Source organism: Enterobacter asburiae (genome assembly GCF_001521715.1).
Taxonomy (GTDB): domain Bacteria; phylum Pseudomonadota; class Gammaproteobacteria; order Enterobacterales; family Enterobacteriaceae; genus Enterobacter; species Enterobacter asburiae.
Genome location: NZ_CP011863.1, coordinates 3,690,178 through 3,705,343, shown reverse-complemented (window position 1 = coordinate 3,705,343; position 15,166 = coordinate 3,690,178). Strand labels below are relative to the sequence as shown.

The window sequence follows — 15,166 nt, the reverse complement described above, 5'->3', positions numbered from 1 at the left end:
GCCTTACCCGGCCTACAGATCCCTACGGCCTTATCCTTTCTCTTTGGCTTTTGCCAGCATGGCGCGGATGTTCGCCACGTTAGCCTGACCCTTGTGCATCCGCTCTTCCGCGGTAATCACTTTGCGCTCCTGTTCCCAGATCACGTCATCCTGCGGCAGTTCCAGCAGGAAACGACTCGGCTCCGGGCGTACCAGTTCACCATACTGGCGGCGCTCTTTACACAGCGTGAACGTTAGCTCTTTCTGCGCGCGTGTGATCCCCACGTAGGCCAGACGGCGCTCCTCGTCGACGTTATCTTCATCAATGCTGCTCTGGTGCGGCAACAATCCCTCTTCCATGCCGACCAGATAAACATACGGGAACTCCAGCCCTTTTGACGCATGCAGCGTCATCAGCTGAACCTGATCGGCCTCTTCTTCGCTCTCGCCGCGCTCCATCATGTCGCGCAGGGTAAAGCGAGTGACCACCTGCGTCAGGGTCATTGGCTCGTCGATTTCAGAGCCCTCGAGCATTTCGGTCATCCAGCTGAAGAGCTGGTTAACGTTTTTCATGCGCATCTCTGCCGCCTTCGGGCTGGCTGAGGTTTCATACAGCCAGGACTCATAGTCGATGCCGTGAATGAGATCGCGCACTGCCGCCACCGGCTCGCGCTCCGCGAGACGCTGCACTTCGCCGAGCCAGTGGGTGAAGCGGGTTAACGAGTCATACCCGCGTCCGGTTAACGTCTGGCTCAGCCCCATGTCGAAGCTGGCGGTAAACATACTTTTGTTGCGGGTCATCGCCCACTCGCCGAGCTTTTGCAGCGTCGCCGGGCCAATCTCGCGTTTTGGCGTATTCACGATGCGCAGAAACGCGCTGTCGTCATCCGGGTTCGTGAGCACGCGCAGGTAGGCCAGCAGATCTTTGATTTCTGGTCGTGAGAAGAACGACGTGCCGCCCGAGATTTTGTACGGAATGCGGTTCTGCATCAGCATCTTTTCAAAGACGCGCGACTGGTGATTGCCGCGATAGAGGATCGCGTAATCCTTATATTCGGTTTTGTTGACGAAGTGGTGAGCGATGAGCTCGCCCGTCACGCGCTCCGCTTCATGATCCTCATTGTTGGCGCTGAGCACTTTCAGCTCCGTGCCGTAGCCCAGTTCGGAGAAGAGACGCTTCTCGAATACGTGCGGGTTATTGGCAATCAGGATGTTTGCCGCCTTCAGGATACGCCCGGAGGATCGGTAGTTTTGCTCCAGCTTAATCACCTGCAGGGCCGGGAAATCTTTGCTCAGCAGCACCAGGTTTTGCGGGCGCGCGCCGCGCCAGGAGTAAATCGACTGGTCGTCATCGCCTACCACGGTGAAACGCGCGCGCTGCCCCACCAGCAGCTTCACCAGCTCATACTGGCTGGTGTTGGTGTCCTGATATTCATCCACCAGCAGGTAGCGGATTTTGTTCTGCCAACGCTCGCGCACTTCTTCATTGCGCTGCAGCAGCAGCGTGGGCAGCAGGATCAGGTCGTCAAAGTCCAGCACGTTGCACGCTTTCATATGCGCATCGTACAGACCGTAGCAGTGGGCGAAGATCCGATCCCGTTCGCCTTTGGCGATCGCCGCGGCCTGGGCCGGCGTCATCAGATCGTTTTTCCAGTTCGAGATCGTCGAGATCAGCTGCTGCAACAGCACTTTGTCATCTTCGATCAGCCCCTCGGTGAGCTCTTTGAGCAGCGCCACCTGATCGGTGTCATCGAAGAGCGAAAAGTTGGACTTCATTCCCAGCGCCGCATACTCGCGTTTGATGATATCCAGCCCCAGCGTGTGGAAGGTGGAGATCATCAGGCCGCGCGCCTCTTTACGGCCCAGCGTCTGAGCGACGCGCTCTTTCATCTCGCGCGCCGCTTTATTGGTAAAGGTGACCGCCGCAATGTGTCGCGCCTGATATCCGCAGTTGTGGATCAGATGGGCGATTTTGTTGGTGATCACGCGGGTTTTACCCGAACCGGCCCCTGCCAGCACCAGGCATGGTCCAGTAACGAATTCGACCGCTTGTTGTTGTCCAGGGTTTAAACGCATGGGAGTATTGCTCAATCTTCGAACGGGGTGTGGATTGTAGCAGAAAGCCGGGCGCAGATTTACCGGCTAATGATAAAGTGGAGAAATCGCGTTTAACCCGCAGAGCAGAACCATGAAAAAGACCGCAGCAGCCCTGCATATTCTGGTAAAAGAAGAGAAACTGGCCCAGGAGATCCTGGCCAAGCTGGAGCGCGGCATCAGCTTTGATCATCTGGCGAAGCGTTACTCTAAATGCCCGTCCGGACGCAATGGCGGGGATCTTGGCGAGTTTCAACAAGGTGCGATGGTCGGCCCGTTCGATCAGGCGGTCTTTAGCTGCCCGCTTCTGAAGCCCTACGGCCCGGTAAAAACCAAATTTGGCTACCATATCATTAAGGTGCTTTATCGCCGCTGACGCGTGGTATATTGCGCCCCGATTTATTTCAACCTATTCAAGGCACGATCATGGCAAAAACAGCAGCAGCAGTGCACATCCTCGTTAAAGAAGAGAAACTGGCTTTAGATCTTCTGGAGCAGATTAAAAACGGTGCCGACTTCGGCAAGCTGGCGAAGAAGCACTCTATCTGTCCGTCAGGCAAACGCGGCGGCGATCTGGGTGAGTTCCGCCAGGGTCAGATGGTTCCGGCGTTCGATAAAGTGGTGTTCTCCTGCCCGGTGCTGGAGCCAACCGGCCCGCTGCACACGCAGTTCGGGTATCACATTATTAAAGTACTGTATCGGAAATAAACAACAAGGCCTTCTCTAAGAGAAGGCCTTTAATGTTTGCACCCTCTCCCCGTGGGAGAGGGGCGGGGTGAGGGCATCAGCCCGCACCAGGTGTTAGCCCGCTACCGCGATACGCTTCATATCGGTCATGTAGCCACGCAGTTTGTGACCCACTTTCTCGATCTGGTGGCTGCGAATCGCTTCGTTCACATCACGCAGCTGCGCGTTATCCACGGCACCTTCCGCAATCGCTTTGCCCAGATCGCCCGTCTGCAGAGTGGTCATAAACTCTTTCAGCAGCGGTACGCAGGCGTAAGAGAACAGGTAGTTACCGTATTCTGCGGTATCAGAGATTACCACGTTCATTTCGTACAGACGCTTACGGGCGATGGTGTTCGCGATCAGCGGCAGCTCGTGCAGAGATTCGTAGTACGCAGACTCTTCGATAATGCCGGAATCCACCATGGTTTCGAACGCCAGCTCAACGCCTGCTTTCACCATCGCGATCATCAGTACGCCTTTATCGAAGTACTCCTGCTCGCCGATTTTACCTTCATACTGTGGCGCGGTTTCGAACGCAGTTTTACCGGTCTCTTCACGCCAGGTCAGCAGGTTTTTATCGTCGTTCGCCCAGTCCGCCATCATGCCGGAAGAGAATTCGCCGGAGATGATGTCGTCCATGTGTTTCTGGAACAGCGGTGCCATGATGGTTTTCAGCTGTTCAGACAGCGCGTAAGCACGCAGTTTTGCCGGGTTGGACAGACGGTCCATCATCAGCGTAATACCGCCCTGCTTCAGCGCTTCGGTGATGGTTTCCCAGCCGAACTGAATCAGTTTTTCCGCGTAGGCCGGGTCGGTGCCTTCTTCCACCAGCTTGTCGAAGCACAGCAGAGAACCGGCCTGCAGCATGCCGCACAGAATGGTCTGCTCACCCATCAGGTCAGATTTCACTTCGGCAACGAAGGAAGATTCCAGCACGCCCGCACGGTGACCGCCGGTCGCTGCTGCCCATGCTTTGGCAATCGCCATGCCTTCGCCTTTCGGATCGTTTTCCGGGTGAACCGCGATCAGGGTCGGCACGCCGAAGCCACGCTTGTACTCTTCGCGTACTTCCGTACCCGGGCACTTCGGCGCCACCATCACCACGGTGATGTCTTTACGGATCTGTTCGCCCACTTCAACGATGTTGAAGCCGTGGGAGTAACCCAGCGCGGCGCCGTCTTTCATCAGCGGCTGTACGGAACGCACTACGTCAGAGTGCTGCTTGTCCGGGGTCAGGTTAACCACCAGATCCGCCTGCGGGATCAGCTCTTCGTAGGTGCCCACTTTGAAGCCGTTTTCGGTCGCTTTGCGCCAGGAAGCACGCTTCTCGGCAATTGCTTCTTTGCGCAGAGCGTAGGAGATATCCAGACCGGAGTCACGCATGTTCAGGCCCTGGTTCAGACCCTGTGCGCCACAGCCGACGATGACCACTTTTTTACCCTGAAGGTAGCTCGCGCCATCGGCAAATTCGTCGCGCGCCATGAAGCGGCATTTGCCCAGCTGCGCCAGCTGCTGGCGCAAGTTCAGTGTATTAAAGTAGTTAGCCATGGGTGATACCTCGTGATGTTGTGTGTCTTATTGTTCGGTTCGCGTTTCAGCGAGAATGTACCCACATTACAACAGGAAATTTATTGCGGAAATTGATATATTCACAACGTCATGTTGCAATTTTTGCAATATAAAAAGAGGGAGTGGAATCGGTGGATTTACGCGATCTAAAAATGTTCCTGCACCTGGCGGAAAGCCGCCATTTTGGCCGCAGCGCCCGGGCGATGCACGTTAGCCCCTCCACGCTTTCACGCCAGATCCAGCGGCTTGAGGAAGACCTCGGCCAGCCGCTGTTCGTGCGCGACAACCGCACCGTCACCCTCACGGAAGCGGGTGAAGAGCTGCGCATTTTTGCCCAGCAGACGCTGTTGCAGTACCAGCAGCTGCGGCACTCGATTGACCAGCAGGGGCCGTCCCTTTCCGGCGAACTGCATATTTTCTGCTCCGTCACAGCCGCCTATAGCCATCTGCCGCCCATCCTTGACCGCTTCCGCGCGGCGCATCCGTCGGTTGAAATTAAGCTCACCACCGGCGACGCCTCCGACGCAATGGAAAAAGTGGTGACGGGCGAAGCGGATCTCGCTATTGCCGGGAAACCCGAAACTCTGCCGGGTGCGGTGGCATTCTCAATGCTGGAGAATCTGGCGGTGGTGCTGATCGCGCCGGCGCTGCCCTGCCCGGTGCGTAATCAGGTGTCGGTGGAAAAACCGGACTGGTCGACGGTACCGTTTATCATGGCCGATCAGGGGCCGGTGCGCCGCCGCATCGAGCTGTGGTTCCGCCGTCAGAAAATCAGCAACCCGTCGATTTACGCCACGGTCAGCGGCCACGAGGCGATGGTGTCGATGGTGGCGCTCGGCTGCGGCGTGGCGCTGCTGCCGGAAGTGGTGCTGGAAAACAGCCCGGAGCCCGTTCGTAATCGCGTGATGATTCTGGAGCGCAGCGACGAGAAGACGCCGTTTGAGCTTGGCGTGTGCGCACAAAAAAAGCGGCTGCATGAGCCGCTTATTGATGCGTTCTGGACGATATTGCCGAACCACTAAAGCCGGGTGGCGCTGCGCTTACCCGGCCTACATGCCGCTCAGCCCTTAGCCCGCGAGGAAGAAGCGGAAGGCCGGGTTATGGGTTTCGTCGTGGCACTCATAGCCCAGCTCGTTCAGCCGCGTTTCGAAATCCGGCTCGTGCTCGCCCAGTTCGAACGCCGCCAGCACGCGGCCGTAGTCGGTGCCGTGGCTACGGTAGTGGAACAGGGAAATGTTCCAGTGCGTGCCCAGCGTGTGCAGGAACTTGAGCAACGCGCCCGGTGATTCCGGGAACTCGAAGCTAAACAGACGTTCCTTGAGCGGCTTCGATGGACGCCCGCCGACCATATAGCGCACGTGCAGCTTCGCCATCTCGTCATCAGAGAGATCGACCACGCTGTAGCCGCCCTCATGCAGCAGGTTGAGGATCTCTTTGCGCTCCTCCACGCCGCGGCTCAGACGCACGCCGACAAAAATGCAGGCGTCTTTGGCATCGGCAAAACGGTAGTTGAACTCCGTCACCGAACGGCCGCCCAGCAGCTGGCAGAACTTCAGGAAGCTGCCCTTCTCTTCCGGAATCGTCACCGCCAGCAGCGCTTCCCGCTGTTCACCCAGCTCGCAGCGCTCGGAAACGTAGCGCAGACCGTGGAAGTTCACGTTGGCACCAGACAGCACGTGCGCCAGCCGCTCGCCGCGAATGTTGTGCTGGGCGATGTATTTTTTCATCCCCGCCAGCGCCAGCGCGCCGGAAGGTTCCGCCACCGCACGCACATCCTCGAACAGATCCTTCATCGCCGCGCAGATGGCGTCGCTATCGACCGTGACGATATCGTCGAGATATTCCTGGCACAGGCGGAAGGTTTCATCCCCAATGCGCTTCACCGCCACGCCTTCGGCAAACAGCCCGACGCGCGGCAGGTCCACCGGATGACCCGCATCCAGCGCCGCTTTGAGGCAGGCAGAGTCTTCCGCTTCAACGGCGATGACTTTAATCTGCGGCATCAGCTGTTTGATCAGCACCGCGACGCCCGCAGCCAGGCCACCGCCGCCGACCGGCACAAACACGCGGTCGAGATGGGCATCCTGCTGCAGCAGTTCCAGCGCCAGCGTGCCCTGCCCGGCAATCACCATCGGGTGGTCGAACGGCGGCACCCAGGTGAAACCCTGCTGCTGCGCAAGCTCAATCGCTTTGGCTTTGGCTTCGTCAAAGTTGGCGCCGTGGAGCAGAACTTCGCCGCCGAAACCGCGCACCGCGTCGACTTTGATGTCTGCGGTAGCGACCGGCATCACGATCAGCGCCTTCAGCCCCAGACGAGCAGACGAGAACGCAACGCCCTGGGCGTGGTTGCCCGCAGACGCGGTAATCACGCCGCGTGCTTTCTGCTCATCGGTCAGCCCGGCCATCATCGCGTAGGCGCCGCGCAGCTTAAAGCTGTGCACCGGCTGACGGTCTTCGCGCTTGACCAGAATGACGTTGTCGAGGCGCGAAGAGAGTTTTTCCATTTTCTGCAGGGGCGTAACCTGCACGGCTTCATAGACCGGCGCGCGCAGCACCGCTCTCAGGTATTCCGCCCCTCGGGGGCGGCGGATAAGGGTTGTGACTCGGCCATCATTAGCCCCCAAGTTTAGATTTATCGCGCACCGCGCCTTTATCTGCACTGGTGGCAAGGCTCGCGTAGGCGCGCAGGGCAAAGGAGACTTCACGCTGGCGGTCTTTCGGCGTCCAGGCTTTATCGCCGCGGGCTTCCTGCGCTTCACGACGGGCCGCAATTTCCTGGTCACTCAGCTTCAGCTGAATACCGCGATTCGGAATGTCGATTTCGATCAGATCGCCGTCTTCGATGATGGCGATGTTGCCGCCGCTTGCCGCTTCCGGGGAAACATGGCCGATAGAGAGGCCGGAGGTGCCGCCGGAGAAACGCCCGTCGGTGATCAGCGCACACGCCTTACCGAGTCCCATGGATTTCAGGAAGGTGGTTGGGTAGAGCATCTCCTGCATGCCGGGACCGCCTTTCGGCCCTTCGTAGCGAATGACAACCACGTCGCCTTCCACCACTTTGCCGCCGAGAATTGCCTCTACCGCTTCATCCTGGCTTTCGTATACCTTCGCCGGACCGGTGAATTTCAGGATGCTGTCGTCCACGCCTGCGGTTTTCACGATGCAGCCGTTTTCCGCGAAGTTACCGTACAGCACGGCCAGACCGCCGTCTTTGCTGTAGGCGTGCTCCAGCGAGCGGATGCAGCCTTCGGCGCGGTCATCGTCCAGGGTATCCCAGCGACAGTCCTGCGAGAATGCCTGGGTGGTACGGATGCCGGCAGGGCCAGCGCGGAACATCTTTTTCACCGCGTCGTCTTTGGTCAGCATCACGTCGTACTGGTCCAGCGACTCAGGCAGCGTCAGGCCGAGCACGTTTTTCACTTCACGGTTCAGCAGCCCGGCGCGATCCAGCTCGCCCAGAATGCCCAGCACGCCCCCCGCGCGGTGTACGTCTTCCATATGGTACTTCTGGGTACTCGGCGCGACCTTACACAGCTGCGGCACTTTGCGGGACAGCTTGTCGATGTCGCTCATGGTGAAGTCGATTTCGGCTTCCTGCGCGGCGGCCAGCAGGTGCAGTACGGTGTTGGTGGAGCCGCCCATGGCGATATCCAGCGTCATGGCGTTTTCGAACGCCGCTTTGCTGGCGATATTGCGCGGCAGAGCGCTGGCATCGTCCTGCTCGTAGTAGCGTTTGGTCAGCTCAACGATGCGCTTACCGGCATTGAGGAACAGTTGCTTACGGTCGGCGTGGGTCGCCAGCAGCGAGCCGTTACCCGGCTGAGAGAGGCCCAGCGCTTCGGTCAGGCAGTTCATGGAGTTCGCCGTGAACATCCCGGAACAGGAGCCGCAGGTCGGACACGCGGAGCGTTCCACCTGGTCGCTCTGCTCGTCAGAGACTTTCGGGTCCGCGCCCTGGATCATTGCATCAACCAGGTCGAGCTTGATGATTTTGTCGGAGAGCTTGGTTTTACCCGCTTCCATTGGACCGCCGGAGACGAAGATCACCGGAATATTCAGGCGCAGGGAGGCCATCAGCATCCCCGGGGTGATTTTGTCACAGTTGGAGATGCAGACCATCGCATCGGCGCAGTGGGCGTTTACCATGTACTCAACCGAGTCGGCGATCAGCTCGCGCGACGGCAGTGAATAGAGCATGCCCCCGTGACCCATCGCGATACCGTCATCCACCGCAATGGTGTTGAACTCTTTCGCCACGCCGCCGGAGGCTTCGATTTGCTCGGCAACCAGCTTACCGAGATCGCGCAGGTGCACGTGGCCCGGTACGAACTGGGTGAAGGAGTTCACTACGGCGATAATCGGCTTGCCGAAATCGGCGTCGGTCATTCCGGTGGCGCGCCACAGTGCGCGGGCACCCGCCATATTACGGCCGTGGGTGGTGGTGGCTGAACGATACTTAGGCATGCTTTATTTACTCCCGTCTGACTATTTAATGGGACGGTGCGTGCCGTCCCAAATTTATGCTTAGTGATTAACCTGATCCAACCAGCCGTATTTATCTTCTGTTTCGCCGGTAAAGAGGCCAAAGAACGCTTGCTGAATACGTTTGGTGACCGGGCCACAGCGGCCTTCGCCCACCTGGATACCGTCTACGCTGCGCACCGGCGTGATTTCAGCCGCGGTACCGGACATGAACACTTCATCGGCCAGATACAGGGATTCGCGGGACAGCACCTGCTCGCGCACTTCGATACCCAGATCTTTCGCCAGCTTGATGATGGCGTCGCGGGTGATGCCCGGCAGCGCGGACGAGGTAAACGGCGGCGTGAACAGGATACCGTCTTTCACCTCAAACAGGTTTTCACCCGCGCCTTCAGAGATGTAGCCATTCACGTCCAGGGCGATACCTTCCTGATAGCCGTGGCGGCGCGCTTCGCTACCGACCAGCAGGGAAGAAAGGTAGTTACCGCCTGCTTTCGCGGCGGTCGGAATAGTGTTTGGCGCAACGCGATTCCATGAAGAGACCATTGCGTCGATCCCCTGCTCCAGGGCCTCTGCACCCAAATAAGCACCCCACGGGAACGCGGCAATGATCACATCGGTGTTATAACCGGCCGGCGGGTTCACGCCCATGCCGACGTCGCCCACGAACACCAGCGGACGAATATAGGCGCTGGTCAGGTTGTTTTTACGGATCACGTCGCGACAGGCCTCCATCAGCTCGTCAACGCTTTGTGAAACCGGGAAACGATAAATTTTGGCTGAGTCATGCAGACGCTGCATGTGTTCGCGATGGCGGAACACCACTGGCCCTTTGTGAGAATCGTAGCAGCGGATGCCTTCAAATACGGAGGTACCGTAGTGCAGCGCGTGGGACATCACGTGGACCTTCGCGTCCTCCCAGCGAACCATCTCACCGTTGAACCAAATGTAATCAGCTTTTTTTGTCGTCATTTTTTCGTCCTGTCACGCTTAAGCGCGGATTTGTTGTGATGTGGTTGTGCTCTGGCAGATGGCAACATGGGCAACGTCTACCAGCTTTGATAACTGACTAAACAGTAAGTCGACCGGCCGCGGGCTGGCAACGGTTAATTCGATACTGATGTTTTGGGCGTCTGTGGCCGTTTCCATATTCATAGAGCAAATCTGAAAACCACGATGACGCACCACACGCAAAACGCGTTCTAAGGTTTCCGGGTTGAAGCGAGCCTGTACGGCGACCTGATGCTGCATCATGATAATTTCTCCATCATTTGTGAGTTACTGGCACCAGGCGGTACCAACGGCCAGACGTTCTCGAGTTCGTCGATTGAGACATGAAGCAGGTAAGGCCCATCGCTGTTCAGCATGGTGTCGAGCGCCGCTTCAACCTGATCTTTACGGGTGATGTGCTGGCCAGGGATGCCAAAGGCGCTGGCCAGGGTGAGGAAATCGGGGTTATCGGTGAGAGTCGTTTCGCTGTAACGCTCCTGGAAGAACAGCTGCTGCCACTGGCGAACCATCCCTAAACGCTGGTTGTCGAGCAAGACGATTTTCAGCGGCAACTGCTTGCGCTTAACGGTGCCGAGCTCCTGAACGTTCATCATGAAGGAGCCGTCACCGGAGATACAGATAACGGTATCGTTAGGGCGAGCAACCTGCGCACCAACGGCGGCTGGCAGACCGAAGCCCATGGTACCCAAGCCGCTGGAGGTGATGAAATTTTCCGGGCGGGTGTAGGTCATGTGCTGCGCGGACCACATCTGGTGCTGGCCTACGTCGGTAGTGACGACGCTGTCATCCGGTTTACGGTCGGACAACTGCTTTAACAGCAGCGGCGCGTAGATGGCCTCGCCGGGGTGGTCGTAACGCCAGGCGTGCTCGGCGCGCATGTCTGCGGTGTGCTGACGCCATGCGTTGATATCCAGCGGCTGCTGCAATGCCGGTAACAGCGCGTTGAGATCGCCCTGCAGCGCAACGTGCGCCTGACGCAGCTTGTTCATCTCCGCCGGGTCGATATCCATATGGATGACTTTGGCGTTCGGCGCAAAGGTATTCAGCTTGCCGGTGACGCGGTCGTCAAAACGGGCACCTACGGCGATGAGCAGATCGCACTCCTGCACCGCCAGGTTTGCCGCTTTGGTGCCGTGCATCCCCAGCATGCCCAGATAGTATGGGTAATCCGCGTCGACAGCACCGAGACCTTTCAGCGTGCAGGTCGCTGGCATCTGCGTTGTTGCGATAAATTTGCGCAGGGCTGGAACGGCCTGCGCCATGCCGACGCCACCGCCGACGTACAGCATCGGCTGTTTCGCCTGCGCCAGCATCTGACGGGCCTCTTCAACTTCCGCTTCCGGAAAAGCATCGTCGCTTTCAACGGTAGAGAAGTGCGGCTCCAGATCGCCGAGCGCCACCTGGATATCTTTCGGGATATCGACCAGAACCGGACCAGGACGGCCGGAGCCTGCCACTTCGAACGCTTCTGCCATTACGCGCGGCAGCTCTTCCAGAGACTGAACGAGGAAGCTGTGTTTGGTGCAGGCCAGCGATAAACCGAGGACGTCGACTTCCTGGAAAGCATCAGTACCGATGAACGGAGACGCCACCTGCCCGGTGATGGCGACAACGGGAACGGAATCCAGCAGCGCGTCAGCCAGACCGGTGATCAGGTTCGTTGCGCCCGGGCCTGAAGTCGCCATACACACGCCGGTTTTACCGGTCGCGCGGGCATAACCGATGGCTGCCATCGCTGCGCCCTGCTCGTGTCGGCACAACAGATGTTCCACGCCGCCGTCATACAGTGCATCGTAAATCGGCATAATTGCGCCACCCGGATAACCGAATACTGTTTCGACTCCCTGCGCGCGCAACGCATGTACTACCCACTGTGCCCCATTCATAGTTAGTTCCCCGTCATAAATCGGGAGAAACAGAATTTTGTGCTAGTCGTCATTCTCTGCTCCTCATTTACGTTTTTTAGTCATAAAAAAACCCCCGGACCTTTTGGTGCGGGGGTCTTAGTTCGTTAAGGCTTGATTTCTAAGCCTTTCCTCGTCCAAGTGCAGCCCCGCACGGTGGGATAATAATCACCACCACGCTAATCACGACCAGGCTAATCACTCGTAGAAGGGCTGTCATTTTCAGTTCTTTCTGCATCTTGTTCGAAGGAATACCTAAAGAGTTATCACAGAATTCAAAACAAACACAAGATTTATTTATGGCTCATTTGATTAGCCAGCAAATCATATTTCTTAAAATCGTTGTTTTATATGAGGAAAATAGAAAATGAATATTTTTCATTTTTTTACTGCGGTTTTAAGCGTCAAAACGGGGCTTTTTACATTCTGCGAGGAGGCTTCCACGGTTATGCAAGGATTTCATTGTGCGCTTAAAATCTCTGAACAGGCGGCGTAAATTCGCAAAATGACGCTAAACAGACAAAACAGGCGCTGGCATAGTTACCACAGGAGGTAGTGCAAATGTCACTGTCAGTTGTTTATACGCGTGCGGCTCTCGGGGTAAAGGCACCGCTTATTTCCGTCGAGGTTCATTTGAGCAATGGGCTACCCGGACTCACGCTTGTCGGGTTACCTGAAACGACGGTTAAAGAGGCCAGGGATCGCGTTCGCAGCGCAATAATAAATAGCGGTTATACCTTCCCCGCGAAGAAGATCACCATCAACCTTGCCCCCGCCGATCTGCCTAAAGAGGGGGGACGATACGATTTACCTATCGCAATTGCCCTTCTCGCGGCTTCTGAGCAGCTTAATACGACACGGCTAGGCTCGTATGAGTTCGTTGGCGAACTCGCGCTTACAGGCGCGTTAAGAGGCGTTCCCGGTGCGATATCGGGAGCGCTGGAAGCCATACGAGCAGGACGGCAAATCATTGTCGCCAATGAAAACGCATCAGAAGTGAGTCTTATCGCCGAGAAGGGGTGTCTCATCGCGGGGCATTTACAGGAAGTTTGTGCCTGGCTGGAAGGGCGTCATGAACTGTCCGAGCCGGAGGAGTGCGATGATGCTATAGCGGATGCTCCAGAGGATCTCAGCGAGATTATGGGACAGGAGCAAGGGAAACGGGCGCTGGAGATTACGGCGGCAGGTGGACACAATCTTCTGTTAATTGGCCCGCCGGGTACGGGTAAAACAATGCTGGCAAGCAGGTTAAGTGGGTTGCTTCCACCGCTCAATAATCATGAAGCGCTGGAAAGTGCTGCCATATATAGCCTTATCAGTTCGACGTCGTTGCAAAAACAGTGGCGGCGCCGTCCTTTTCGTTCGCCGCATCATAGCGCTTCATTGACGGCAATGGTTGGCGGCGGGTCTATCCCCGGGCCAGGTGAGATCTCGCTGGCACACAATGGCATTCTGTTTCTCGATGAGCTGCCTGAGTTTGAGCGCCGCGTGCTGGATGCACTAAGGGAACCCATTGAATCCGGTGAGATACATATCTCACGCACGCGAGCGAAAATAAGCTATCCCGCGCAGTTTCAGTTAATCGCGGCGATGAATCCCAGCCCGACGGGTCACTACCAGGGCAACCATAACCGCTGTACGCCAGAGCAGACGTTGCGCTATCTGGGTAAGTTATCCGGCCCGTTCCTCGACCGTTTCGATTTATCCCTCGAAATCCCCCTTCCCCCGCCGGGTCTGCTCAGGCAAACGGGCATAACGGGTGAAAGCTCAGCGGAGGTACGCGAGCGGGTGATTGCAGCCCAGACGCGGCAGTACGCTCGCCAGAACAAACTGAATGCACGGCTGGATAATGCCGGGATTCGGCAGTTTTGTTCTCTTAACGTTGAAGATGCGGGATGGCTGGAAGATACGTTAACGCGGTTCGGGCTGTCCATACGTGCGTGGCAACGTTTGCTGAAGGTGGCCAGAACTATTGCTGACGTGGAGGGATGCACTGACATTGAGAGAAAGCATTTGCAGGAGGCGCTGAGCTACCGCGCTATCGATCGTTTGCTGCTGCATTTGCAGAAATTGCTGGCATAAAAAAAGGGGCCGTAGCCCCTTCTTTTCATTTAGTCATCAGACTCGGTGTAGTCTTCTGCACCTTCCATCTGCGGCTTGCCGCCAGAAAGCGTATGGAAGCGTTTTGGACGCTTAATGCGCGCCATGTATTTGATCCATACACGTTCCGCTTCAGACTCCGGCTCACGCTCACCACGGCAAACAGAAACAAACTGTTTTTCGTCTTCGGTTGCAGGTTCACGCTTACCAAGATCCAGCTCGTTAAAGGCATAACCATGGCGCTCAAGCAGTTGAGCTTCTTTGATGGTGAAATCGCCGTGACGAGAGAACCCGCGCGGATAATGTTTATTGTCGAAAAAACGATTAGTCGTCGTAAAGCTTTCCGCCATCCTACACGCTCCTAATTCTTTGGCCGAGCTATTTATGGCGCGGAGTATTAGTTACGCTTGACAGAGTGTAAAACAAAACATTTAAATCATAACGACAAATAATTTTGCGGAGAAAGATGTGGATACGGAATTGCTTAAAACTTTCCTTGAAGTGAGCAGAACACGTCACTTTGGGCGAGCAGCTGAAGCCCTTTACCTGACGCAGTCAGCAGTCAGTTTTCGTATTCGACAGCTGGAAAATCAATTGGGTGTGAATCTTTTTACCCGCCATCGCAACAATATTCGCTTAACGCCAGCCGGCGAGAAACTGCTGCCGTACGCAGAAACGCTGATGAATACCTGGCAGGCGGCACGTAAAGAGGTCGCACATACTTCAAGACATAATGAATTTTCGATAGGGGCCAGCGCTTCTCTGTGGGAATGCATGCTAAGTCAGTGGCTTACCCGGCTATATCACTCACACGGGCACCTGCAATTTGAAGCCAGGATTGCACAGCGGCAGTCGCTGGTTAAGCAACTTCATGAGCGCCAGCTTGATCTTCTGATCACAACCGAAGCCCCCAAGATGGACGAATTTAGCAGCCAGATTGTGGGCCAGTTTGGCCTGGCGCTTTATGCGTCTGAACCTTCGATGATGAAGGCAGACCTGACCTATTTACGCCTGGAATGGGGACCGGATTTTCAGCAGCACGAGACGGGACTGATTGCACCTGATGATGTTCCGCAGTTAACGACCAGCTCGGCAGAGATCGCCTGTCAGCAGCTGTCCCTGCTGAAAGGTTGTACCTGGTTACCTGTTTGCTGGGCAGATGCTAAAGCAGGGCTGCACACCGTACTGGATTCCACCACGCTTACCAGGCCGCTGTATGCAATTTGGCTGCAAAACAGTGATAAGCAATCTCAGATAAAAGATCTGTTAAAAATCAATGTAATGGATTGATGCATCAG

General features: G+C 56.6%; 14 protein-coding genes and 1 pseudogene. 5 read left to right on the top strand and 10 right to left on the bottom strand.

Features of this window, described 5'->3' with window-relative positions:
• Positions 1 to 30 precede the first annotated feature (30 nt).
• The gene (gene rep, locus ACJ69_RS17885; RefSeq protein ID WP_047646985.1) at positions 31 to 2,055 is read right to left on the bottom strand and encodes a DNA helicase Rep; all 2,025 of its coding nucleotides are present in this window, start codon (positions 2,053 to 2,055) and stop codon (positions 31 to 33) included.
• A gap of 112 nt (positions 2,056 to 2,167) precedes the next feature.
• On the opposite strand from rep, the gene ppiC (ACJ69_RS17880) reads away from it, so the two are divergent.
• Positions 2,168 to 2,449, top strand: coding sequence for a peptidylprolyl isomerase PpiC (gene ppiC / locus ACJ69_RS17880; protein WP_004886860.1), 282 nt, complete (start codon positions 2,168 to 2,170; stop codon positions 2,447 to 2,449).
• Positions 2,450 to 2,499: 50 nt separating this feature from the next.
• Positions 2,500 to 2,781, top strand: coding sequence for a peptidylprolyl isomerase PpiC (ppiC, locus tag ACJ69_RS17875; RefSeq protein WP_023309650.1), 282 nt, complete (start codon positions 2,500 to 2,502; stop codon positions 2,779 to 2,781).
• Positions 2,782 to 2,874: 93 nt separating this feature from the next.
• On the opposite strand, the gene ilvC is transcribed toward ppiC (ACJ69_RS17875), so the two are convergent.
• Positions 2,875 to 4,350: a ketol-acid reductoisomerase gene (gene ilvC / locus ACJ69_RS17870; RefSeq protein ID WP_023333828.1), complete on the bottom strand. Its 1,476-nt coding sequence runs from the start codon at positions 4,348 to 4,350 to the stop codon at positions 2,875 to 2,877.
• A gap of 152 nt (positions 4,351 to 4,502) precedes the next feature.
• Here ilvC and ilvY point away from each other — a divergent pair, with 152 nt between their 5' ends.
• Positions 4,503 to 5,393, top strand: coding sequence for an HTH-type transcriptional activator IlvY (ilvY, locus tag ACJ69_RS17865; protein ID WP_023333829.1), 891 nt, complete (start codon positions 4,503 to 4,505; stop codon positions 5,391 to 5,393).
• Between the two features lie 45 nt (positions 5,394 to 5,438).
• Here the strand turns inward: ilvY and ilvA are convergent.
• The 7 genes and pseudogenes from ilvA to ilvL form a co-directional block, all read right to left on the bottom strand.
• A pseudogene (gene ilvA / locus ACJ69_RS17860) lies at positions 5,439 to 6,982 on the bottom strand (threonine ammonia-lyase, biosynthetic).
• Between the two features lie 2 nt (positions 6,983 to 6,984).
• Positions 6,985 to 8,835 (bottom strand): dihydroxy-acid dehydratase, encoded by a 1,851-nt coding sequence (gene ilvD / locus ACJ69_RS17855; protein WP_059347432.1) that lies wholly within the window; start codon positions 8,833 to 8,835, stop codon positions 6,985 to 6,987.
• A 60-nt stretch (positions 8,836 to 8,895) separates the two neighbouring features.
• Positions 8,896 to 9,825 carry a branched-chain-amino-acid transaminase gene (gene ilvE / locus ACJ69_RS17850; protein ID WP_023326297.1) on the bottom strand — a complete coding sequence of 310 codons (930 nt, stop codon included), beginning with the start codon at positions 9,823 to 9,825 and terminating at the stop codon, positions 8,896 to 8,898.
• A gap of 18 nt (positions 9,826 to 9,843) precedes the next feature.
• Positions 9,844 to 10,107: an acetolactate synthase 2 small subunit gene (gene ilvM / locus ACJ69_RS17845; RefSeq protein ID WP_003860184.1), complete on the bottom strand. Its 264-nt coding sequence runs from the start codon at positions 10,105 to 10,107 to the stop codon at positions 9,844 to 9,846.
• Entirely contained in the window at positions 10,104 to 11,750 is a 1,647-nt protein-coding gene (gene ilvG / locus ACJ69_RS17840; protein WP_059347431.1) for an acetolactate synthase 2 catalytic subunit, read from the bottom strand. The genes ilvM and ilvG overlap by 4 nt, the downstream gene beginning before the upstream one ends.
• Positions 11,751 to 11,752: 2 nt before the next feature.
• Complete coding sequence (gene ilvX / locus ACJ69_RS25585) at positions 11,753 to 11,803, bottom strand: peptide IlvX (protein WP_166792073.1); 51 nt, start codon at positions 11,801 to 11,803, stop codon at positions 11,753 to 11,755.
• 86 nt (positions 11,804 to 11,889) lie between these two features.
• Positions 11,890 to 11,988, bottom strand: coding sequence for an ilv operon leader peptide (gene ilvL, locus ACJ69_RS24465; protein ID WP_001311244.1), 99 nt, complete (start codon positions 11,986 to 11,988; stop codon positions 11,890 to 11,892).
• Between the two features lie 341 nt (positions 11,989 to 12,329).
• Between ilvL and ACJ69_RS17835 the strand changes: the two genes are divergently transcribed.
• Positions 12,330 to 13,850, top strand: coding sequence for a YifB family Mg chelatase-like AAA ATPase (locus ACJ69_RS17835; RefSeq protein WP_054829705.1), 1,521 nt, complete (start codon positions 12,330 to 12,332; stop codon positions 13,848 to 13,850).
• Between the two features lie 29 nt (positions 13,851 to 13,879).
• Here the strand turns inward: ACJ69_RS17835 and ACJ69_RS17830 are convergent, their stop codons facing one another.
• The gene (locus ACJ69_RS17830; RefSeq protein WP_023309658.1) at positions 13,880 to 14,218 is read right to left on the bottom strand and encodes a MaoP family protein; all 339 of its coding nucleotides are present in this window, start codon (positions 14,216 to 14,218) and stop codon (positions 13,880 to 13,882) included.
• Between the two features lie 118 nt (positions 14,219 to 14,336).
• On the opposite strand from ACJ69_RS17830, the gene hdfR reads away from it, so the two are divergent.
• A complete protein-coding gene (gene hdfR / locus ACJ69_RS17825) occupies positions 14,337 to 15,158 on the top strand; it encodes an HTH-type transcriptional regulator HdfR (RefSeq protein WP_059347429.1) in 822 nt (273 codons plus the stop codon).
• The last annotated feature ends 8 nt before the right edge of the window (positions 15,159 to 15,166 follow it).

Coding starts and splice junctions, on each gene's coding strand:
- rep (WP_047646985.1), bottom strand. CDS start 2,055: ATGCGTTTAAACCCTGGACAACAACAAGCGGTCGAATTCGTTACTGGA.
- ppiC (WP_004886860.1), top strand. CDS start 2,168: ATGAAAAAGACCGCAGCAGCCCTGCATATTCTGGTAAAAGAAGAGAAA.
- ppiC (WP_023309650.1), top strand. CDS start 2,500: ATGGCAAAAACAGCAGCAGCAGTGCACATCCTCGTTAAAGAAGAGAAA.
- ilvC (WP_023333828.1), bottom strand. CDS start 4,350: ATGGCTAACTACTTTAATACACTGAACTTGCGCCAGCAGCTGGCGCAG.
- ilvD (WP_059347432.1), bottom strand. CDS start 8,835: ATGCCTAAGTATCGTTCAGCCACCACCACCCACGGCCGTAATATGGCG.
- ilvE (WP_023326297.1), bottom strand. CDS start 9,825: ATGACGACAAAAAAAGCTGATTACATTTGGTTCAACGGTGAGATGGTT.
- ilvM (WP_003860184.1), bottom strand. CDS start 10,107: ATGATGCAGCATCAGGTCGCCGTACAGGCTCGCTTCAACCCGGAAACC.
- ilvG (WP_059347431.1), bottom strand. CDS start 11,750: ATGAATGGGGCACAGTGGGTAGTACATGCGTTGCGCGCGCAGGGAGTC.
- ilvL (WP_001311244.1), bottom strand. CDS start 11,988: ATGACAGCCCTTCTACGAGTGATTAGCCTGGTCGTGATTAGCGTGGTG.
- ACJ69_RS17835 (WP_054829705.1), top strand. CDS start 12,330: ATGTCACTGTCAGTTGTTTATACGCGTGCGGCTCTCGGGGTAAAGGCA.
- ACJ69_RS17830 (WP_023309658.1), bottom strand. CDS start 14,218: ATGGCGGAAAGCTTTACGACGACTAATCGTTTTTTCGACAATAAACAT.